General features: G+C 39.6%; 15 protein-coding genes. 3 read left to right on the plus strand and 12 right to left on the minus strand.

Features of this window, described 5'->3' with window-relative positions; genetic code table 11:
- The first annotated feature begins 52 nt into the window (after positions 1 to 52).
- On the plus strand, positions 53 to 880 hold the full coding sequence (locus tag ACFFHF_RS06130; protein ID WP_160548236.1) for a sulfurtransferase: 828 nt from the start codon (positions 53 to 55) through the stop codon (positions 878 to 880).
- A 649-nt stretch (positions 881 to 1,529) separates the two neighbouring features.
- Here ACFFHF_RS06130 and ACFFHF_RS06135 read toward each other — a convergent pair.
- The 12 genes from ACFFHF_RS06135 to ACFFHF_RS06190 all read right to left on the minus strand — a co-directional run bounded on the left by ACFFHF_RS06135 (position 1,530) and on the right by ACFFHF_RS06190 (position 19,627).
- Positions 1,530 to 5,312: a GH32 C-terminal domain-containing protein gene (locus ACFFHF_RS06135; RefSeq protein ID WP_160548235.1), complete on the minus strand. Its 3,783-nt coding sequence runs from the start codon at positions 5,310 to 5,312 to the stop codon at positions 1,530 to 1,532.
- A 13-nt stretch (positions 5,313 to 5,325) separates the two neighbouring features.
- Positions 5,326 to 6,321 (minus strand): carbohydrate kinase family protein, encoded by a 996-nt coding sequence (locus ACFFHF_RS06140; RefSeq protein ID WP_160548234.1) that lies wholly within the window; start codon positions 6,319 to 6,321, stop codon positions 5,326 to 5,328.
- Positions 6,322 to 6,367: 46 nt separating this feature from the next.
- The gene (locus ACFFHF_RS06145; protein ID WP_160548233.1) at positions 6,368 to 7,849 is read right to left on the minus strand and encodes a glycoside hydrolase family 32 protein; all 1,482 of its coding nucleotides are present in this window, start codon (positions 7,847 to 7,849) and stop codon (positions 6,368 to 6,370) included.
- 77 nt (positions 7,850 to 7,926) lie between these two features.
- On the minus strand, positions 7,927 to 9,531 hold the full coding sequence (locus ACFFHF_RS06150) for an ABC transporter substrate-binding protein (protein ID WP_160548232.1): 1,605 nt from the start codon (positions 9,529 to 9,531) through the stop codon (positions 7,927 to 7,929).
- A 61-nt stretch (positions 9,532 to 9,592) separates the two neighbouring features.
- Positions 9,593 to 10,474, minus strand: a complete 882-nt coding sequence (locus tag ACFFHF_RS06155; protein WP_160548231.1) for a carbohydrate ABC transporter permease — start codon at positions 10,472 to 10,474, stop codon at positions 9,593 to 9,595.
- Between the two features lie 19 nt (positions 10,475 to 10,493).
- Complete coding sequence (locus ACFFHF_RS06160; protein WP_160548230.1) at positions 10,494 to 11,474, minus strand: ABC transporter permease; 981 nt, start codon at positions 11,472 to 11,474, stop codon at positions 10,494 to 10,496.
- A 237-nt stretch (positions 11,475 to 11,711) separates the two neighbouring features.
- The gene (locus ACFFHF_RS06165; RefSeq protein ID WP_160548229.1) at positions 11,712 to 13,037 is read right to left on the minus strand and encodes an ABC transporter substrate-binding protein; all 1,326 of its coding nucleotides are present in this window, start codon (positions 13,035 to 13,037) and stop codon (positions 11,712 to 11,714) included.
- Between the two features lie 4 nt (positions 13,038 to 13,041).
- A complete protein-coding gene (locus tag ACFFHF_RS06170; protein ID WP_377057717.1) occupies positions 13,042 to 14,646 on the minus strand; it encodes a response regulator transcription factor in 1,605 nt (534 codons plus the stop codon).
- Positions 14,640 to 16,418 (minus strand): cache domain-containing sensor histidine kinase, encoded by a 1,779-nt coding sequence (locus ACFFHF_RS06175; protein WP_377057718.1) that lies wholly within the window; start codon positions 16,416 to 16,418, stop codon positions 14,640 to 14,642. Before ACFFHF_RS06175 ends, ACFFHF_RS06170 begins: the two co-directional genes overlap by 7 nt.
- Positions 16,419 to 16,873: 455 nt before the next feature.
- The gene (locus tag ACFFHF_RS06180) at positions 16,874 to 17,335 is read right to left on the minus strand and encodes a FixH family protein (protein ID WP_377057719.1); all 462 of its coding nucleotides are present in this window, start codon (positions 17,333 to 17,335) and stop codon (positions 16,874 to 16,876) included.
- A 19-nt stretch (positions 17,336 to 17,354) separates the two neighbouring features.
- Positions 17,355 to 18,722 carry a PepSY-associated TM helix domain-containing protein gene (locus ACFFHF_RS06185; RefSeq protein ID WP_377057721.1) on the minus strand — a complete coding sequence of 456 codons (1,368 nt, stop codon included), beginning with the start codon at positions 18,720 to 18,722 and terminating at the stop codon, positions 17,355 to 17,357.
- A gap of 125 nt (positions 18,723 to 18,847) precedes the next feature.
- The gene (locus tag ACFFHF_RS06190; protein ID WP_160548226.1) at positions 18,848 to 19,627 is read right to left on the minus strand and encodes a Cof-type HAD-IIB family hydrolase; all 780 of its coding nucleotides are present in this window, start codon (positions 19,625 to 19,627) and stop codon (positions 18,848 to 18,850) included.
- Positions 19,628 to 19,789: 162 nt separating this feature from the next.
- Between ACFFHF_RS06190 and ACFFHF_RS06195 the strand changes: the two genes are divergently transcribed.
- Positions 19,790 to 20,929, plus strand: a complete 1,140-nt coding sequence (locus tag ACFFHF_RS06195) for a YibE/F family protein (RefSeq protein ID WP_377057722.1) — start codon at positions 19,790 to 19,792, stop codon at positions 20,927 to 20,929.
- Positions 20,926 to 21,693, plus strand: a complete 768-nt coding sequence (locus ACFFHF_RS06200; protein ID WP_160548224.1) for a YibE/F family protein — start codon at positions 20,926 to 20,928, stop codon at positions 21,691 to 21,693. The genes ACFFHF_RS06195 and ACFFHF_RS06200 overlap by 4 nt, the downstream gene beginning before the upstream one ends.
- Positions 21,694 to 21,724 lie beyond the last annotated feature (31 nt).

Consider the following 21,724-nt stretch of genomic DNA (forward strand, 5'->3'; position numbering starts at 1 on the left):
TTATATTCAAGATATAGTTTTTAGAGATACGGTACATGGAGGAGGATTGAATATGAAATTTATTGTAGAGAAAGAATGGGTTCTTAAGAATCTGAATCAGAGGGATGTAAGAATGATCGATTGCCGATTTGCACTTGCTAACCCTGAATTAGGAAAGCTAGAATACGATCAAAATCATATTTCAGGAGCCGTTTATTTTGATTTAGAAAAGGACCTTTCAGGACAAGTGGGTATTCATGGTGGAAGACACCCTCTGCCTGACATAAATGAATTAAAAGAGAAACTTGAAATGGCAGGTATTGATCAGGATACAACTCTTGTCGCTTATGATAACGGTGAAGGAGCCTATGCAGCTAGGTTTTGGTGGATGTTATCTTATCTTGGACATAAAAAAGTATATGTACTTGATGGAGGGTATAAAAATTGGACAAAAGCCAATTATCCAACTACAGCTGATGTACCTGTTTTTGAAAAATTGGATTTCCAAATCGACCTACAGCCTGATTTATTGGCTGACATAAAAGATGTGCAAGAAGTCGTATCTGGAAGTTATCCAAACATCGTATTAATTGACTCACGCGAGAACAAAAGATACTTAGGAATTGAAGAGCCAATTGATAAGAAGAAAGGCCATATTCCAGGCGCTATTAATAAGCCTTGGATGGAAGGACTTCATGAGGGGTATTACCATTCAGTAGAAAATCAAAAAGAGAGATTTTCAGATATTGATCCTGATAAGGAACTGATCGTTTATTGTGGGTCGGGAGTAACTGCCGTTCCGAACTTCCTAGCATTAAAAGAAGCCGGCTTTGAACATGTGAAACTGTATCTAGGAAGCTTTAGCGACTGGATTTCTTATGAAGACAATGAAATAAAATGAATGTGAAAAGCCTATAAAATAGTGTGAGAATTGTCTCACGCTATTTTTCTTTTAAACACATTCGAAAGAACACCCTTTTTACAATGACAATATTTGTTGTGCATTTTAAATATGTTGTCAATTCATTCGGACTTCCAAGAGCAAATTTATTCAATTCCAGTCCGAACCTCCAATGGATTTGGACACTCAAAGGCAATTTCTACTCAAGTCTTGTCCGAATACCCTCTGGATTCGGACTTCCAAAGGCAAATTCCAGTCAAGTCTTGTCCGAATACCCCATGGATTCGGACACTCAAAGGCAATTTCTACTCAAGTCTTGTCCAAATACCCTCTGGATTTGAACTTCCATAGGCAAATTCCTTCAAGTCTTGTCCGAATAACCCATGGATTCGAATTCCCTAAGGAAAATTCTTGTAAGTCCAGTCCGAATACCTTTGGATTTCACTAGTTAAGCTTTCTTTTATACTATTTTATTCACTTTTTTGTTGTGCTAATTGAAGGGCCGTGTCTGATGCAGTAAAATCAACCGTTAATTGTTCGCTCAAGTTATGAGGATGATAAAACAAAAACGGAAGATTGTATCAAAGTAATATTAAAGCCATAAAAAAACCGACCTCCTTTACCAAAAGAGGTCGGTTTCATTCATTTATTACTTAAATCCAGTTGAACTGATCCACTGCTGCCCCTCTTCTTCAGGGTTCCAATCATTGAGGATCAACTGTCCGTCTTTTGATACTTCAAGTGCCTTTGCGTTATGAACAGAAGTAATTCTCCATGTACCGTTATCATTTTTTGAAATGATCCAACGCTGATTATTATAGCCGAGATAATTATATAGCTGTATTTTATTTTGGCCGGTATCATAATCAAGTGCTTTGCCTCCCTCGGTTCGGATCGAGTACGAATCATACTCATCACCAGTTGGAACCAACTCCCAATTTGTTGCATTATCTGAGTCGGATACAGTCACTGGCTCTCCATTTTGAGACGAAGCTGTATATATGGCTTGATTTGTTGCTTTATTTGTAAAGCTTGTTTTCATTAAGTTTGCCTCTGATATTTGGCTAACTTTCACATTCTGATAAGAAGCTTGACCTCCAAATACATTGACACCAAAATGTCCTTCTGCAAAGGTGCCATCCTTTATATCTATGATTTTTTGTCCATCTACTGTAATCAGAATGTGAGGGCCTTTTGCTTCAATTTTTACCTTATACGTTTTTCCAGGTTGTATAAAGGCAGGTACTCTCCCTATGACCATTCGATCTTCAAAGTGACCATCTATTTTGTAAAACAGACGAAAAGCTTTCATATTCGGATCAAGATTGAAGTAATATCCGCTTCTTCCGTCTTCACTAGCCCTGAACAAAATGGACCCCGCTCCACCTGTTTCACCCAGCATCATATCAGCTTCATACGTAAAGTCTCCAGCCGATTCACTAGCGACATAATTGGCATCACTTGTATACGTTCCACGAATGCCGTTTTCTGTGACGGTCCATTTGGAAGCAGAGATATCTGACTTCCATCCTGATAGATTCGTATAAAACTCCCCTTCAAATACCCTCACAACAACACTTTCAGAAATTTTTCCATTTGGGGTAAAGGCGGTAATAACCGCTTCTCCTTTCCCACCGGCTTTAAGTACTACCTTCGAGTTAGTTGAGGAGGCAATCTTTACTACGTTCGGGTTGCTAGATTTCCATTTAATTGGCTGCGTACCTTTTCCTTTTCCAGTCTCCATGGATGCGAATAAGATAAGTTCATCACCCTTGCTCATCTCTCTTTGTTTCGTTTCCATGAAAATTTTTGCAGTCTCCGTATTGTCTTCCGTCCAAGTGTTAGTTAAAGAATGGACTTTTAAGGAGAGTACATTCACTTCTCCACCCTTCGTGTAAAAGCTCATGCTACGGCTGGATGGATCAGGGAAAATAACATCAGAAAAAACAACTTTTCCATCATTTGCAAATACTTCAATGGATGAATCATCTACAAAAATATTTAGTTTGATGCGCTTTTTTTCAGGCTTTAAAGGTGCTTCGTGTAAAGTAGAAAATGAGCTAGAGAAATCCGTCTCTCCTGACTCTGCACGATTAACAAACATTAGGTTTTCCCCTGTTTTGTATCCCACAACTGTTTTTTCTTCCACACCTTCACGAACTTGAAAACCAAATTCGGTTGTAGGGCTATTAGTTGGTATTTCAATTTCCGCCTCAATCTCAAATGATCCTGAAGAAAGTCCTTTTAGCAGGTTCGATGCATTGGTTGGATGGATAACTTTGTTCTGCGTCTCAAAGATAGTGTTTCGAATGGACTGCAGTTCCTTAATTGGAGCTTGTGCTAGTCTGATTCCTTCCTCCGTATTCACTAGTCTGACTTCCCTCGGAATCGACAGCTCCCCCTTCCAACCGGTCGTTGGGAAAGCAAATGGATAATCCCAGTTTGTCATCCACGCCATCATCACACGACGGTTATCTGGCATATTGGCAAAGGACATGGATGCGTAAAACTCTTTCCCGTAATCTGTTTTGAGCACCTTTCCTGCCGTATTGTCATTGACGAATTTTCCATCAGCCGTTAAATGCCCGATAAAATATTCTGCATCAGACCCTTGCGTCTTTGGATTTGCTCCCGTGCTGATCATAAGAACCCACTTTTTCTCTCCTGTTCCGTCTACCTGAAGCTCAAACAGATCAGGGCATTCCCACACACCACCACGAACATAATCTCCATATCCGAAATTATCCGTAAGTGTCCAATCTATTAAATTGGTGGACGTAAAGAAGCGAATATGATCTCCTCCTGATACAACCATCACCCACCGATTATTGGCTTCATCACGTACCACCTTCGGATCACGGAAGTCCCAGCCACCTGGGTCGTCCCCATTCTTACCTGGGTTTTCAATGACAATCGGGTGTTCCGTTGAATAGTTCCATGTTCGCCCCTGATCCGTGCTATACGCTAGACCAATTCGTTGGTTGCCATTCCATCCATCCGGATTAAACGAAGTGTAGTAAGCAATTAGCCCTTTTCCACCCGTATGAGTGAAAAGACCCGAAGCATTACTCGTATCCGCAATAGCTGAACCTGACCAAACATGACCGTGATCATTCCACGGTAACGCAATAGGAAGGCGTTTCCAGTTCACCAAATCTGTACTTACAGCATGAGCCCAAGTCCCTCCATCTTGGTGAAATAAATGATATTCACCTTCGTAATAAACAAGCCCATTCGGGTCACTAACAGAACCACGAGCTGGAGTATAATGATAATCTGGTCGATATTTTTCTTTATAATAGCTTGTGGTTGGAACCACATACACATCTTGGAAGGCAGCAGACCCAGAGGTTACCGTGAATCCTAGCAATCCAATTGAATAGGTTTTATCCGAAAATGTTACAGCCGCCTCTGAATATCCATCCACATACAGCTCGATTTGATCACCGTTTGCAATAACCTCAAGATGATGTTTACTAACTTCTTGGGAAGGATACGCCATTTCAGAGGTTTTCAGAATCGTACCATCCATCTTCTTCAATTGTGCTTTAACCGTGTTTCCTGCCTTAATTAGTACAGCCTCATATCCCTCTGTTCCTTGTTCATTTGTTCGAAAGGCGAGTGCTGCTTCTGATTGTTGCTCATCAAAAGAAATATTTCCTTCAAGAACAAAGTCACTTTCACTCGTATGAAAAACATTTTTCGCTTTTACACCATCAACAGCACTTCCTTTTAAGCCATGAATAGATGGTTCCCAAGTTCCTTCCTTAACAAGAGAAGAACCTAGATTAGTAGAAAGATCACTAACTTTTACATTTTGAAACAATGCAGAACCATTCCAGACGTTCAGTCCAAGAAACCCCTTCTCATAGGTGGCATTGTTCACATCAATAACGGGCTCATATTTATTACCCCAATATACTTTGATATTGTCTTCTACCACCTTCACCTTCAGATGATAGATTCCCCCCTCTTGCAGTGTGACTGGATATTCTTCTTTTAATCTTGTTTCGTCACGTGCATCCCGGAGTCGAATCATTCCCGCATTCGGGACAATTTGGAGCATATAGGAGTCCCAACCATCTTCATTCGAACGAAAGACTAATGTCGCGTCTGCATTCCTATCAATGACTTGTATATCTGCTTCATAAATAAAATCTTGAGAAGTAACACTTGAGATAGCCATTACATTCTCATTTGGTTCTGAGGTCAGCAATAATCCCTGTTGCGTGTCTTCTAATGACCCTTTTCCTTTCACTTGCCAGCCTGTTAGATTCGTATTTGCTTGTAATCCACTTTCTAAAATTGTTGCCCCCTCCTTCGGCTCAGTTGCCAATCCTGCCGTAGGGTGACTAACAAAAGTTCCTACTGAGGAAGCAAGTAGTGCAGCTACAAAAAATACAGAAGCCTTTTTTATGAAAGTTGGTTTCATCCTTTCCCCTCTCTTACAAATAAATGAATTTTTTACGGTTCTCATTAATCAAACCTTTCACTTCGTCCTCGGTCGGTAATGCTGATATAGCTCCGACTTTCGTACAAACCAATGCACCAACGATGTTGCTGTAAGAAATCACTTTTTTTAATTCATCAAAGTCTTCTAAAACAAGTGTAGGATTCTCAAAGATAGATAACTGATAGAGTGTTGCTCCTACAAAAGCATCTCCCGCTCCCGTTGAATCAACGGAAGTGACTTTTATGCTAGGAACCATCTCACACTTTTGTCCATTGGAGATCATTGTTCCCTCTGCCCCTAAGGTGACTGCCAAAACTTTCACTCCCATTCGATGCAAAGCCGTAATCCCTTCCTTTACATCGTCTAGCTCTGAGAGAATTCTTAATTCTTCCTCACTCACTTTTACAAAGTCAGCAATAGACATTCCTTGCTTTGACCAATCCTTAAAATCGTCCACTCTTCCTCTCCATAAAGAGGACCTATAGTTTGGATCGAACGATAGAAACTTTCCTCTTCCCTTTGCGTCCCTCATCAGACCTATATACGTAGATCGGAATGGTTCATTTAACAGGGCAGTTGCGGAACCGAAGTGAAGAATTTGATTCTTCATGATGCTCTCTTTATCCAACTCGTCCTCTGTTACAAACGCATCTGCACCTCGGTTGAAAATAAAATCTCTTTCGCCATCTGCCTTTAAGGAAACAAAAGCCTGTGTCGTTGGATGAGCTTGATCGAATAATAATAACGAGGTATCTACATGGCACTTCTCTAATGTTTGCTTTAAAAAATATCCAAATGGATCACTTCCTACCTTGCCAGAAAACTGAGCTTTTCCCCCTAACTTCACGATCGCTGCACAAACATTAGCCGGTGCACCACCAGCCTGTTTTTCGAAATGTTTTCCCTCTATTAAGTTCACGTCCACATCTGTACAGAAAAAATCAATCAGTAATTCCCCAATACAAAACACCGATGAATTGGTTGTCATACATCATCAACCTACCTTTTCAACATTCTCTAATTTTCGATTTACATCATTTCTCCCAAATGGAGGAAAGCTCAGCAAGTTCTACTGAAGAGATTTTGGTGATTCCATCCTTTGAAAAAATGACCATCTTGTTATATGGTTGATTCGGATAGACTAGACTTGTGCAAACAGCCTTTCCATCATTGGCAAATACCTCTACGGAAGATGTGTCTAGCCAAATTTGCAAGTGTAGTTGGTTGTTCTCTGTTTTTACAATTGCCTCCTGTATCGCAGCAAATGAGTCAGAGAAATGCTTGATTCCTGCATTCACCCGGTCAACCGTTAGCTTTTCGACTACCGCATCATACTGAATGATGACTTTTTCCTGAATCGAATTTTCAAAGATCACTCCAAACGAAGTAGAATCTCTTTTTTCAAAGGAGATATTCACTTCCATTAAGCTACTAAGCAAATCACAATGAAAGGGGTTGTTCGGTTCAAGTAATACTTCCTCAATAACTTCACTCTCATTTCGTAATACTTGAATCTCTGACACAACTTTCTGCACCACACGCACTCCCAATTCAGTAGTGGTGAGGAAAAGTTCTCTAGGCAATGTCATCGCACTACGCCACCCCTCGGTTGGGAGTAAGTTTGCATACCGCCAGTTGCTCATCCAGCCGATATAAATTCTTCTACCATCATCCTCAGGTACATCCGACCAGCTCACTCCTGCATAGTTATCTCTGCCAAAATCTAGCCAAAGAGTCGTATCATCACCATGTTCATTCACGAATGTCTTTCCATCGAATTGTCCAATGAAGTATTGTGTTCGGGAACCTTCTGGAAAAGCTGGGTCATCGCCAATGCTAACAAGCATGACCCATCGCGTATTGCTTTGGTCACCATCTACAGGCAGTTCGAATAAGTCCGGGCATTCCCACACTCCATCATGTGACCCTGCTTGATGGCCAAACTCACTAGCAAACTCCCACTCTATTAAATTACAAGAGGTATACAGGGTGACTGTTTGACCAGTTGCTAAAATCATCACCCATTTGTTGGACTCCGAATGCCAAAATACCTTGGGATCTCGGTAATCAGTAATCTCCTCGTCTGAAAGTACGGGATTTCCTTCATATTTTATCCAAGTTCGTCCGTTATCTTTGCTGTATGCCAGGCTTTGGCGTTGTCTTGGTCTCTCAGAATCCGGATACGTATCATGGCTCGTATAAATAGCTACTAATCCTGCTTTTCCATCAAAGAAGCCCGTCGTATCATTCCAGTCGACCACTGCACTTCCAGAAAAAATCGTGCCATGCTCATCCGGATATAACGCAATAGGAAGCTGCTCCCAATGAACCAAATCTTTACTCACTGCATGCCCCCAGTGCATCGGTCCCCATGTTGTACCAAACGGATGATGTTGATAGAACAAATGGTATTCTCCTTCAAAGAACACCATTCCATTTGGGTCATTCATCCACTTTTCTTCAGGGGAATAATGATATTGAGGTCGATGTATTTCTTTGTATCGTGTTTTAATCATGCTTTTTCCTCTCCTTTATAATAAATATAAGTAGAAGAAGGCTGTAAAAGGTTACAGCCTCGCTTCTATTTTCAGCATTACTGATTTCTGTCATAACCTGCTTGCTTAATTTCTAGCCAATCTTGTAAGCCTAGTCGGTCAAGCTCTTTTAAGTAGCTATCCCATTCTTTTTCCACTTTTCCGTTTTGAATCCACTCTGCCCGTTTTCTCATGACGAAAGCGAACAGATCTGTTTCAATCGCAGTTAAACGATCCAGGTCTTCGATTGAGAAGAACACTCTTGGATAAATATTTTCAGCTTGCATATGTGGAACCATAACGTCCTTCAACAAACCTAATCTCCATGCAGCATCATCTGGCTTTGTTGTTACCGTACCGTAATACTCATCAAGAATAGCTAACGGTCCGCCGATATTTGTCTTTTGTCTTAACTCTACTGGTGCCGTACCCTCTAAAGGTAAATGCTTCAGCATATTCGCTGCTTCGTCGTACTCAAAGATGTTCTGTTGCTTATCATCTCCGTATGTTCCCCAGTTATTTTGTACAGACTGAATCGGATCATAAAGCTCATCAATCCACTTCGCTGTTAATTCAAGATTTTTATTGGCACTCGTAATCACCATTCTTCCGCGTTCAAAGCCCATACCATTTGTTCTTGCCACGTTCACATTCCCATCTGGACCAGCAAGTGGTTTCATCACATCGTATTTATCGTTCATACCTGTAATATTTGCTTTATCCCATGTGAAGTAAAGACCATAGCGATTGTCTTTTCCTTTGGCGATGTACGTATTCCAATCTTGCTCAAACGCTTCAATATCAATTAACCCTTCTGCGTATAACTCATTTAAAAATTTGATTCCTTCCTTATACCCTTCATCGGAAGCAGTAAAGGCCACTTCCCCATCGTTTGTTACAACCGTATGATCCCAGTTCTCACCAAGGCCGAAAGATCCAAACAAGAAAGCTAAGTCTTCCCCACCTGGCTTATTAATAAATGACATCGGAATTTCATCGGCTTTTCCATTTCCATTTGGGTCCTGTGTTTTAAAAGCAATTAATACTTCTTTTAACTCTTCTGTTGTGGTTGGCATTTGTAGGCCTAATTTGTTTAGCCATTCCACGTTAATCCATGGGAGGTCATCTACAGAGTGAATGCTTTCTTTTCCAGAACCAAGCTCTTCGATCCAAGGGAAAGAATATATATGACCATCTGGTGCCGTCATCATTGCTTTATACTCAGGTGCTGCTTCAAGAACCTTTTGCAAATTCGGCATATACTTCTCAATTAAATCTTCAACCGGTACAATAGCACCGTCTTTTGCTAGTTTTAAAAGATCATAGTCTCCATATCCTGCGTCAATGATGGCATCTGGTAAATCTCCACTCGCCATCGCAAGATTTCTTTTTTCAACAAACACATCGGACGTGTAGTTTTTCCACTTAATATTCACACCTGTTTCTTCTTCTAGGCGTTGATAAATTACTTTTTCATTTGGATCCTTTGGAGCAAGTGGTGAGCTTTGGGTCATAAAGCTTAGTGTGACTTTTTCTTTAAGTGGGAAGCTCACATCCTCTAAGTTATACTCTTTCGATGCGGTTTCACTACCTTTATTGCTACATCCAGAAGCGATTAATAGGGTAGCTAAGGTAGCAGCTGCAATCTTTTTTCCTTTTTTCATAAAATTGACCTCCTAAGCATATTTGTAAGCATTTTCATTATTCTTTATAGTTAGTGGCTCATTATTTTAATGAACCGACCATAACACCTTTTTCAAAGTACTTTTGGAAGAATGGATACATCACAATAAGCGGTAGACTCGAAATGACAATTGATGAGTATTTAATCATTTCTGACAGCTTTTTCAGTTCAGCCATCGCCAACTGATCGCTAATCATTCCAGGATCTGTTGAGTTTTGGATCAATATGGAACGTAATACAAGCTGCAATGGATGAAGATTGGGGTCATCCAAGTAAATCATTGCATCAAAGTACGAATTCCACTGTCCTACGAATGCGTACATGGCTAAAACGAAAATAATCGGTTTTGATAGTGGCAGTACAATTTTAAAGAAGATAAGAAAATCAGAAGCCCCATCTACCTTCGCTGCTTCATGCAGCTCGTATGGAATTCCCTTGAAATACGTTCTTGCAAGGATGATATTCCACACATTGATGGCACCTGGAAGAATGATCGCCCAAATCGTATTTAACATCCCTAAGTCTTTTACAAGCAGGTAGGTTGGTATCAATCCACCGCTAAAAAACATCGTGATGATAAACATCGTCATAAAGAAGTTTTTTCCGACAAATCCGTTTACTGAAAGTGGATAGGCTGCAAACAGTGACACCACAACGGTAACAACCGCAAAGCCAACCGAATACAGAACCGAATTGATAAAGCCTTTTAGCATGGCATCATTTCCAAGAATGAGCTTATAGCCTTTCAAACTCCAATCCGAGAGATTAAAAGAGATTCCTTTATTTAATAGAACAGTTGGATCCATAAATGAGGCTAATACCACATACACTAAAGGAACCAATACGACTAACACTGCTAGAAAGAGAAAGATATTATTTAAGGTTAATATCATCCGGTCCATCCGCGTATACTTGATATTCATTGGTCTAACTCCTTTCTGATTAATATAATCCTTCGCCTTCATTCAGTTTCTTTACGATATAGTTCACGACAACTAGAAGGATAACGTTAATGATTGAGTTAAATAACCCAACTGCTGCTGAGTAAGCATAATCGCCTGCTTGTAAACCCACTTTGTAAACATAGGTTGGAAGAATTTCAGAAGTTGGTAGGTTCATCGATGTTTGCATCAAATACGCTTTTTCAAATCCAATCGCCATGATTCCCCCTGCACCTAAGATGAACGTTACAGCCATCAATGGTTTTAAGGTTGGCAAATCGATATGAATCATTCTTTGTATAATATTGGCTCCATCCAGGGTAGCAGCATTATGCAATTCAGGATCCACATTTGCTAGAGCCGCTACATAAATAATGGATGACCAGCCGGCTGCTTGCCAGATTCCAGATAGGATATAGATACTTCTAAAATAATCCGGGTCAGACAAGAACCCAATCGGCTCCCCTGTCAACATCGTGACCACCTGATTAATAGGACCCGTTGGTGATAAAAAGATAAAAAGCATCCCAACGATAACAACGACAGAGATAAAGTTAGGTGCGTACAGGACAAGCTGAACATTCTTTTTAATAGCTGCCCTTCGTACTTGATTCAACATAAGTGCAAGGATAATGGGAATTGGGAACCCAAGGATTAACCCGTAAAAGCTGAGTTTCAATGTGCTCATAAAAATCGTTCCAAAGTTTGGTGAGAACAAAAACTTTGTAAAGTTTTCAAAACCGACCCATTCGCTCCCAAGTATTCCTTTGATCGTACTAAAATCCTTAAAGGCAATGATCGCACCGTACATAGGAATATATTTAAAAACGATAGTGAGAATAATAGCGGGTGCAATTAACAAATAGAGAAAATAGTTTTCTCGGATATAACGTAATTTCTTGCTTAGGTTCGTCACCCTTTTCTCCGCATGATTCGGGATCGCAGCATCTTTGCCTGCTTCAGCTTTTATTAATTCCTGCATTCTCGTAACCTCCAATCTAGTTTTCTACTAAAGTTCTAAGAAAGTAAGGGGTTACATTTTCTATTGTTTATGACTTCCACCATACCCCTTGCTCTCTTTCTGGTTTTAACTATAACAGGATGAGGAAAGACGATATTTTGAGTTCTTCGGAATTCCATGTTTAAAATTTTCGGTTGATGGAATCGTTTTCAAAAGCAAAAAAAATCCTCTAGCTTATTTAGCTAGAGGATCCTTCCTTTATGGTTTCTGAAATTCCTGTATTCCTGCATTAATCTTTTTGACAGCCTCTTTGGCGGAGGTATGAACATCCTTCCCTCCGATACCGATGTCTTCAAATAAAACCCGAATCGCATTGCTTACAACAGGATAGGCTGGAGTGACTGGACGGTTTTGCGAGTGCCTAAGAGTTTGCTCGATAAAAATATTTAAGGGATACTGATTCAGTTCCGGGATATCTTTTACTACGGAGTATCTGGCCGGCAGATCACTTGTAATCGTGACATATTTCTTCATTCCCTCATATCCAGTTACGTACTTAATAAACTTCCATGCTTCATTTGGATATTTGGACTGCGACGAGATCCCTAGTGCCCACCCTCCATTAGGGGACACCTGATACGTCCCCTTTGGTAATGGAGCTACTCCAAAATCCTCCCCAAGAGTAAAATCTGCATTTCTTTCAAAGTCCTTAAGTGTCCACGATCCTAATACACTCATCGCGAGCTTCCCTTTTATCAAGTCATCTGTTCCCATTTCTACTGAAGCGACCGCTTGCTTGTGGTAAAGATCTTGGTATAATTGCAAAGCCTCAATGGCCTTCTCTGAATCCAAATATCCACTTGCCGTTGTTGCATCAGGACTCAACACATCGGCTCCAAACTGCCACAAGAAGGGCATTTTAAAGTAGGCAGGTGCTTCTCCTTCCCCAAATCCTTGGCCAGGATCAATGCCCATGATCCCTTTTTCCGGATTAGTTACCTTTTTGGCAATCTCAATCACTTCGTCCCAAGTTAATGGTTCATCCGGATTGGGTGATGGGAAAGAAACCCCTGCTTCTTTTAGAACATGCTTATTATAAAAGAGAGCAATGCTCGATTCAGCAATGGGGGCTAAATAGATTTGGTCATTATAGCTTAACCCTCTTAAAGTGGACGTTGGGAAGTCCTCAATATTTCCCTCACTTTTCATGTACGTATCAATAGATAAGAGCGATCCTGCATTAGCATAAAGGGCAAGTGTTGGGCTATCTATTGCCATTATATCGGGAGGAGTTCCTGTTGCAATTTCTGTCCTGAGTCTCACTTCATAGTCGCTGTAAGGAATGGTTTTCATCTGAATATTGATATCTGGATTCGCCTTTTCAAAGGAAGAAACTAATTCTTCATAAGCTTTATTTTCTGCATCATTTCCTCTGTTTCTCCAAAACGTTAGCAAGATCTTTTGCTCAGCCTTTGGTTGTGCCTCTTTCTCTTCTTTTCCTTCCGGTTGAAGGAGGAAAAGAAAAATGACCAACAGGGCAAGAAAAATACCGAAAGATAGAAGGGAAACCATCCGTTTTTCCATCTGTTCATATCCTTCCTATATTTTCTTCGTATGACTGACGAAAATCTGCAGGTGTTTGCTGAAAATGCTTCTTAAAAACCGTACTAAAGTATCCAGAGTTCGAATAACCAACCAAATTGGCCACATCAATGATCTTAAGCTGCTTGTCCTTCAAAAATTCCTTTGCTTTTTCCATTCTTACATTCAGAAGGTAGTCGCTAAAATTTTGTCCCACTTGATGTTTAAAGGTTTCTGACAAATGAGCGCTATTAATATGAAACATTTCTGATAAAAAGGTAAGAGAGATTTCATTGGCATAATGCTGATCCAAGTACTGACGAACACCCTCAATAATCAATTTTCCATTCGAAAATCGAGCCGTTCTTACCTTTTCAATAATCAGTTGACCTAACTCTGTCAGCTGTTCAATCACTTTAGGGAAAGAATTCAATTCCCAAATACTTTGCTGACAACCCCACATCATGCTCTGAACCTCGCTTGTTTCCATATCATATTTACGGGCAGCTGATCCTAATAAAAATAGTACCCGGTTCGAGAGGAAGGAAAAGGCCATAATGGACTGAGCTTCGTTTCTTCCTAAAAGAGTCTCTAGATTTGCCTTAAATAATCCTAAATTGGCCGTTTCTACCGCATTCATCAGTTTTCTTTCCATATCTGACGAAAATTCAAAATCGTCTTCCTGTAAATGAGACGCATCCATAATCTGAGAACGAGGACCTAATTGGCTCTTGCTCCAAGCTAGTAAACTAGAGATATAGCCATTTTTCAGGTTAGCTACTCCCTCTACCACACTGCCCAAGCCAACCACGGTCTCTAATTGAAGTAGATTTTGTACATTTTTCTGAATATCTCGGACCAGGCTCGGAAGCGTATCCTCTTCCTTGTCTATAACCTTTAAAAAATGAATCATATTCGCATAACTAGGATCATAAAACGGATACAAGCCCTTCTCAGCCTGTGCAATTTCTTTGCACATCATTTGAAAAGGGAGCCATAATTCTCTTAAACGAAGGGCTTGCTCGTTTTTATCCCTGATTTCAACTGTTATAAAACGGAATTCTCTGCTATCACTTGCCATGTCTTCTAAATGAAGTTGGCGAAGTCTTTCTTTAACCATTGATGACTTCGTCCACTCTTCCTTTACTAAATAAAGCAAATATTGTTCTTGTACTTCTTGGAGGTGGCTCATGGCGAGATGTCTCATTTGGGCAGCTTCTGCCTGCTTTTTCTTCTCTTCTTCTGTTTCTTTGCGAATTTTTCTTAAAGCTTCTTCTAGTTCATCGGGAGCAACAGGTTTTAATAAATAATCCTTTACTCCCTTTTGCATGGAACCTCTGACGTATTCAAAATCAGAGTATCCAGACAGCACGATCACTTTCACCTGTGGAAATTCTTCAAAGCAGCATTGAGCAAATTCAAGACCATCCATAATAGGCATTCTCATATCAGTGATGACAAGGTCTGTTTTCATCGTTCGTAACCATTCTAATGCTTCTTTTCCATTAGATGCTTCTCCAATGATTTCAAACCCCTCTTCTTCCCAATCAATCTTCATCCGAAGCCCCATACGCACTTGCTTTTCGTCATCCGTGATGAGTACCTTCAGCATCTCGGGTCACCTCCACTATACTTAATACGCAGCTGGATTTTTGTCCCTATCCCTTTGGTAGAATCAATTTGGTAAGAAAAGTCCTCACCGTAATAAAGCTTTAAACGACCGAGTACATTTCTAAGACCAATACTCGTTCCCTTACTTTGTAGGACACTTGTTGATTTCTGTGTGTCTTCCTGATGAAGAAGATCTACTAACATATCATCCGACATTCCCACACCTTTATCTTCAACCAATAATAGTAATTGGTCATCAATCATTTTTGTTTGGATGAAGATATCAGCATAACTTTTCTCGCTAAAGCTGTATTTCACTGCATTTTCCACTAGTGGCTGGAGGATAAATTTAATGATTGGAAGGTGTTTGGCCAAGCTATCTTCCTCAATCGTAATAGAAATGGTGTCCACATATCTCATTTTTAAAATATTGGTGTAACTGCGAATATAACTCATTTCTTCCCCTAAAGTGACCTCATCATTTTGAGTGTTTAGGGAGTACCTCATCATTCGTCCTAAATAAACGCTAACATTCATCACTTCTCTATTTTTCCCTTGAGCTGCCAAGCCACCGATGATTTCAAGCGTATTATTCATAAAATGAGGGTTAATCTGTAGCAACAAGGCTTTGTATTCTGCATCTTTCCTCCGAATATTTGCCTCATATTCCGTCTCAATTCTAGTTTTTAGTTGATCGACTGTATGTGCAAATACATTTACTAGATAACCAACTTCATTGTTTTGAGATTTAATCGTTGGCATAAACCGCTTAGCACCGGCAAAATCTCCTCTTTCGATAAAGCCCATTGCTTTTGCCAACTTCCCTAAGGGACTGACAATATTGGATGAAAGCATGTACGAGGCCAAAATAGTAAGTAAGAAAACGAATCCAGAGATCGTAAGCATGCGATGGCGCAGATCATTCGCCTTTGAAAATAAATCCGACTTCGTTACTTCACTAAGTAAAATCCAACCACCAACAGATAATTTTTGATAAAACACGAAGTATGTTTCATTGTTCAACTTTACTTCTATCAATCCATTATTCTCTTTACTATTATTGATTTTTGTTAGGCTAGTCGATAGCACCTGTTTCGGTGTATGAATCTCCCCTGTTAAAACATTCTCTCCTCGTTTATTTAACAAATAGGCATGTCCTTTTTGTCCAATCTTGTTTTTATTTAAAGCCGTCTCAAGCAATTCTGTTGGAAAATTCACCTTGATGATGCCGTATGACGCGAGTGTATTCATATCTATCAACGGCGATATATAACTATTAATATTCCCTGGAGTAGGTTGATAGGGATCTTTATGGGACGCGACAAACGAGTTTCCATCCCCCATATACTCCTTATACCAGTTTTCCTGCTTTAAAAGGGGGTTGTTTCCCCATGCACCTGTGCCATCATTGAGCATGACCCCGACGGACATTCCATTTGAGTTATTAACCGTCATTGAAGCAAGAAGACTCTTCATTTGACTCCTGATTAATAACCTTTGATTTTTCGTTACATCCGATGACACTTTATCTGTCTTCATCCACTGCAATGTCGTTGGATTGACGAGAATTTGTTTTCCTAAATCCTCCGCCTGAGTGGTAATCGATTGGATATACAACGAATATTGATCCATCATCTCCACAGTTAAATCCTGAGTCTGTTCTTCAATCACCGAAGAAAACCAACTTGGAACCAAGAAGGAGAAGATGACAAATGGAATAGTTAACAAACAAGTAAAAACCAAAAATAAACGATTACGTAATGAGAAAAACATTTCCCACCTCCTCATGCAAGAAAACCCTTACAGAAACTTCTTATACCCAATTTAGCATATCGTGCTATTTTGGAACATAGAAACTTAAAATATAAAAGCCTAATATATATAAAATCTCACTGTCATGCTTCTTGGATTTTTGAGTTAAATAGGATGTCTTGTCCTTAACCGAGTAAACAGCAAAAGTAAAACAAGCGGAGGTTTTCCGGTTAGATGCAGAACGTAGCTCGTTTAGGGGTAAAATAAGGGGAGATTTTCCGCTTACGCAAAGAAAATCTCCCCTTTTTCACGTTTTTTGAGTCAATAGGCGGAATTTCTCCGTCTATTTAAGCCATTTTTAGTCGTATTTGCTAATTAAGCGGAATTTTCCCGTCTATTTATCCGCTCGGTTGCATAACCCGATTCCCCAACAGATAAGGGCGCACCCTTTTCATCCTAGATGCGGGAATCTTATATCAATGATGGTGCTCATGGCCTTCCTCTTTTTCTGGAAGATCTTTTTGTAAGTATTCTAACTCACTCTTCGAAAGCTCACCAACAACGATTTGAAACTTTGGCATAATGATTGCATTACCCTTACTTGCATGAATCTTTATATAATAAAGCCCGTCACGTTCAAACGTTTTATTTATTCCATAAGTTCCTTCTTCAAGTTCACTCGGTTGTTCAACCGTAGCATGATTGGTGTCATCATGTTTCCACATTTCAAATTCTACAGAATCTACTTCTTCTACTTTTTTTCCATCTTGAGTAAGAATGACCTTGATTGGTACTGGTTCCTCACTCGTTATCCTTTCAGGTAGAACCACTTCTGCATGAAGGGGCTGTTCTTGCAAATATAACTCAGCCGCATCCTCTTTAAGAGAACATCCACCAAGTAACAAACCAAAGATTGTGATTAAAAATACCTTTTTCAACGTTCCATCCCCCTTGTTGCTACACATGTAAAAACCTCTTCAAGAATGGGATTCTTTTAATCAATAACACATCCATCAGAAAAATGACGATCAGGGACAAACCAACCAAAGGAAACAGAATACCCAAACCTATTAAAACGACTAAAAATAGCTTCATATTTTTAATGCTAGTCGATTTTGGTGCACCCATACTCTTTCTCGGCTTCCGCTTTAGCCATAAATAAAATCCACTAATGGCAACAAGAATGATTCCTAAGCAAATAAGAAGACTTGCCAACTGATTGATTAACCCAAATTGCGTTCCTTTGTGCAAGGTTATCCCTAGGGCAACAACTTGTCCAATTAAACCATAATGATCAAATCGATAGTCAGTTAACACCGCTCCTGAATATTGATCAATATGCATTGTGATCTCGTCTTCAGCTTTTGGCGGAAAAGCGGATAACGTGTACACTCCCGTTGGTTCTTTTGGAAGAAAGACTGTATAACTTGGATGTACCCCTTCACGGTTCGCAATCTGAACCACATCATCGATCGAGACTGGAATAAAGCTTTGTACTTCTGAAACCGGGACATCTAATGTTTCAGCTGCCCATGGAACCTCCGCAATATCTTTCGTAACGGTCGAGACAGGTGCATTTCCTACCCAAACGGAAGGGGGATACCCTGCCCCAGAGTTGGTAGCGATCGTTTGAAACTGGGTTCCCCAAAACCCTGACCACGGTAACCCTGTCATAACCAAAAATAACATTCCTGCTGTTATCCAAAAAGCAGGAACAACATGTAGATCTCTAGCTAAAATACTTCTTCCTTTATTCCATCTCATATAAAGGACACCTGACATATTCGGCTTCTTTCTAGGAAGCCATAAATAAAGGCCTGTAACCATCAACACGATGGTCCAGCATGCAGCTAATTCTACGATTCTATCTCCAATTGTTCCTATCATTAACTCGCCGTGAAATTCCTCTATTTTATCCATGATGCGATCTTCATTATTTAATTCACCTATGGATTTTCCCGTGTACGGATCCATAAAGACGGTTAAAGATTGATCATTTACTGTGAGACCTACCTCGCTCGAACGTGTAGCATTTTCTCCCGGCCGATATTTAGATATCACTGCGTCAGGATATAGCCTCTTTACTTCTTCTATTTGTTGCGATGCCGGAATTTTATCACCCTGTGGCGTAACCTCGAATAAATCTTGATATATCACCTGTTCGATCTGTGGCTTAAATAAATAGATAGAACCCGTAACGGCAAGGATGATTAAGAAAGGCGCAACAATAATCCCAGCATAAAAATGCCATCTCCATACAGCCCGATAAAGAGATGATTTTTGTTGTGCGTCTGATTTCGTTGTTGTGTTGATAACCGTTTCCACTTATAGATCTCCTTCTTGAACAATGTCATTTTCATTACCGTAACCAAGTTTACCGTTCATTTGTGATATAAGTATGAAATTCATAAAAAAAAGAGATAGAATCACAGATCCCATCCCTTTTACTCCTATAAAAGCCCCACCATTTTCAGTCCGTGAAGAATACCATCTTCTTCAACTGACTTGGTAACGAACCTAGCCACTTCTTTTACTTGTTCCTCTCCATTTCCCATAGCTACGCTGTTTTTCACTGTGGAGAGCATTTCCAAATCATTAAGTCCATCACCAAAAGCATATTGACTTTCAGCTGGAAATCCAAGCGCATCTACGATCTTTTGGATCCCCTTTGCTTTTGATCCACCCTTTGGCACGATGTCTAAGGAAACAGGATGCCATCGGACAAAATCAAACGCATCATATTGCTCTGCGTATTGCTTTTCCTCCCCTTCAGTACAGAAAAGTAGGGTTTGATACAAGTCACGACCTTTGTAATAGTGAGGATCATGTGTAGGAAATCGATCAATTTTTAACGTATCGATGCTCTGTTTAATATAGTCATGCTCCGGTACGTTGGCTCTCATATCTTCATGATCCATAAACACAACGGGATGATCATTCTCAAGAGCAGCAGCAGTTAATTTTTCAAGTGACTCAATATGTAATGGATTTGTATGTAAGACATTTCCATTTAATACAACATACTGGCCGTTATAGCTTACGTATGTATGAATGTCTAACTCTTGTCTCAACTCTTCAAACATAAAAGGAGCTCTTCCTGTAGCAATCGCTACCTCATGACCCAGCTCTTTCAATGTGAAAATCGCTTCTTTTGTTGAGGCAGGTAACTCTTTGTTATGGGTAAGTAAGGTTCCGTCGATATCAAAAAAAATCACACTACGATTTGTCATTCACTCTCCAACTTTCCATGTAGATTATTGTTCTATTTTATCAGTTTGTCATGTTTTTACAACCAACGCCTATAGAAGTCTCCCTTGACTGTTCTCTTAATTTCTTGTTATTTTTAGGTCATTGTTTTACACTGAGTCCATTCCAATCGATGGAGGTTTATTTTGAATCTAATACTTAACCAGTTGAACAAATTAACTTACAAACAAATCGTGATGTATGTACTACTAGCTCTTTGTTTTGTAAGCTCTGTTATTTTTGTGAATAACAATTACTCATTCTATGAACGCCCCATAGCGAAGGTCATCGAGACCAAACTAGAAGATACCACCAAAGTAACGGACATGCATAATAATGAAGATCAACTATTCACACAACAAATAGTAGCCGAATTAAAAAATGGAGATAAAAAGGGAGAGCTGATCCATTTAACCAACCAATATTCCGCTTCAGGAGCTTATGACCAAGAATATCAGGTTGGAAATGAACTGTTTGTATGGATGGATACGAATACTCATGAAGATGGAGTATTAACCGGAAGCATCAAAAACGTAAAACGAGATAAATACGTGCTAATCGTAGCATGGATTTTTATCTTCACTTTGCTTTTTGTTGGAAAAAAGCAAGGGTTGTTTTCAATTGTCAGCTTAGCAGTCAACGCCGTTCTCCTCTCGTATGCCTTAGATATGTATGTAAAAACATCAGCCATCAGCTTGTTAGTCACTTGCAGTATCAGTGCGATCCTATTTACTGCCATCTCCTTGCTACTTGTTAACGGTTTTAATGAAAAAACCTATTCAGCAGTAATAGCCACCCTTGTAACAACCTTTGTTTCTCTATTCATAGCTTATCTAGTACTGTGGCTAACTTCTGAAGAAGGCCTTCGTTACGAAGAAATGCAGTTTCTCACTCGTCCCCCTCAAACGGTATTTATGGCGGGAATATTAGTCGGATCTCTAGGTGCTGTGATGGATGTAGCCATTACTATGTCTTCTTCTATCTTTGGGTTGTACGAAAAAAACAATCTTATATCAATAAAAGCGCTTAAAGCTTCTGGTATGGAAATTGGAAAAGATGTGATGGGAACGATGACCAATATATTGTTCTTTGCCTATATAAGTGGTTCTATCCCGATGCTCATTTTATATATGAAGAATGGTTCTCCTCTTGGATACACTCTTTCCATGAATCTTTCCCTGGAATTAGCTAGGGCCCTTGCTGGTGGAATCGGAATTGTATTAACGATCCCGATCGGTCTATATATATCTATCTTTTTTGTTAACCGAAAGAGGGCAAAATCATGAATGCATTATTCTGTCTAGCAGTGATTTTATTTATTCTAATGGTAGTGATAGGTGGGAAAAAAGGAGCAAAGTCTTTTATTGCCTTATTTTTGAACTTTGCTGTCCTCCTTTTGACCATCCTTATCATGACGGATCCAAATGCAAACCCAATTATTCTAACCTTGATTGCCTGTACAATCATTAGTTGTATTAATCTCTTTTTTATCAATGAAGTAAACAATAAAACCATCACTGCCTTTGTTTCTACCCTTATCACCTTGGCTATTTTGCTATTTTTCATTGTGGTTGTCACAGAGAAATCAATGATTCAAGGATTTGGAGAAGAAGAAACGGAAGAACTCAGCATGTTCTCTTTGTATTTAGGAGTCGACTTTGTAAAGATTGGGGCGGCCATGATTATTATGAGTACGATAGGAGCCATTATTGATGTGGCCATTTCCATTGCTTCTCCTATGCGCGAGCTCTACAATCATAATCAGCAGGTTAGTCGGAAGGAATTATTTTCATTTGGAATCAGCATTGGCAGAGATATACTCGGAACCAATACAAATACATTATTTTTCGCCTTCTTTGGCGGATACTTAGCTATGCTTATTTGGTTTAAAGACCTTTCTTACTCACTTGGAGACATTGACAATTCAAAAATATTCAGTTCTGAAATGATTAACATTCTTTGTGCTGGAATAGGCGTAGCCTTGATTATTCCGATTACCTCATGGATCACTGCTTATTATTTAGATAAAACAAGAGAAAAATCTCATTAAAAATGGGCTGTGTGTATATACACACAAGCCC

The organism is Robertmurraya beringensis (assembly GCF_042433785.1).
GTDB lineage: Bacteria > Bacillota > Bacilli > Bacillales > Cytobacillaceae > Robertmurraya_A > Robertmurraya_A beringensis.

What these genes read in the sequence shown, in the direction of transcription:
- ACFFHF_RS06145 (WP_160548233.1), bottom strand. Translation starts at nt 7,849, where the DNA reads ATGATTAAAACACGATACAAAGAAATACATCGACCTCAATATCATTAT.
- ACFFHF_RS06135 (WP_160548235.1), bottom strand. Translation starts at nt 5,312, where the DNA reads ATGAAACCAACTTTCATAAAAAAGGCTTCTGTATTTTTTGTAGCTGCA.
- ACFFHF_RS06175 (WP_377057718.1), bottom strand. Translation starts at nt 16,418, where the DNA reads ATGTTTTTCTCATTACGTAATCGTTTATTTTTGGTTTTTACTTGTTTG.
- ACFFHF_RS06190 (WP_160548226.1), bottom strand. Translation starts at nt 19,627, where the DNA reads ATGACAAATCGTAGTGTGATTTTTTTTGATATCGACGGAACCTTACTT.
- ACFFHF_RS06165 (WP_160548229.1), bottom strand. Translation starts at nt 13,037, where the DNA reads ATGGAAAAACGGATGGTTTCCCTTCTATCTTTCGGTATTTTTCTTGCC.
- ACFFHF_RS06160 (WP_160548230.1), bottom strand. Translation starts at nt 11,474, where the DNA reads ATGCAGGAATTAATAAAAGCTGAAGCAGGCAAAGATGCTGCGATCCCG.
- ACFFHF_RS06200 (WP_160548224.1), top strand. Translation starts at nt 20,926, where the DNA reads ATGAATGCATTATTCTGTCTAGCAGTGATTTTATTTATTCTAATGGTA.
- ACFFHF_RS06150 (WP_160548232.1), bottom strand. Translation starts at nt 9,531, where the DNA reads ATGAAAAAAGGAAAAAAGATTGCAGCTGCTACCTTAGCTACCCTATTA.
- ACFFHF_RS06140 (WP_160548234.1), bottom strand. Translation starts at nt 6,321, where the DNA reads ATGACAACCAATTCATCGGTGTTTTGTATTGGGGAATTACTGATTGAT.
- ACFFHF_RS06170 (WP_377057717.1), bottom strand. Translation starts at nt 14,646, where the DNA reads ATGCTGAAGGTACTCATCACGGATGACGAAAAGCAAGTGCGTATGGGG.
- ACFFHF_RS06155 (WP_160548231.1), bottom strand. Translation starts at nt 10,474, where the DNA reads ATGAATATCAAGTATACGCGGATGGACCGGATGATATTAACCTTAAAT.
- ACFFHF_RS06130 (WP_160548236.1), top strand. Translation starts at nt 53, where the DNA reads ATGAAATTTATTGTAGAGAAAGAATGGGTTCTTAAGAATCTGAATCAG.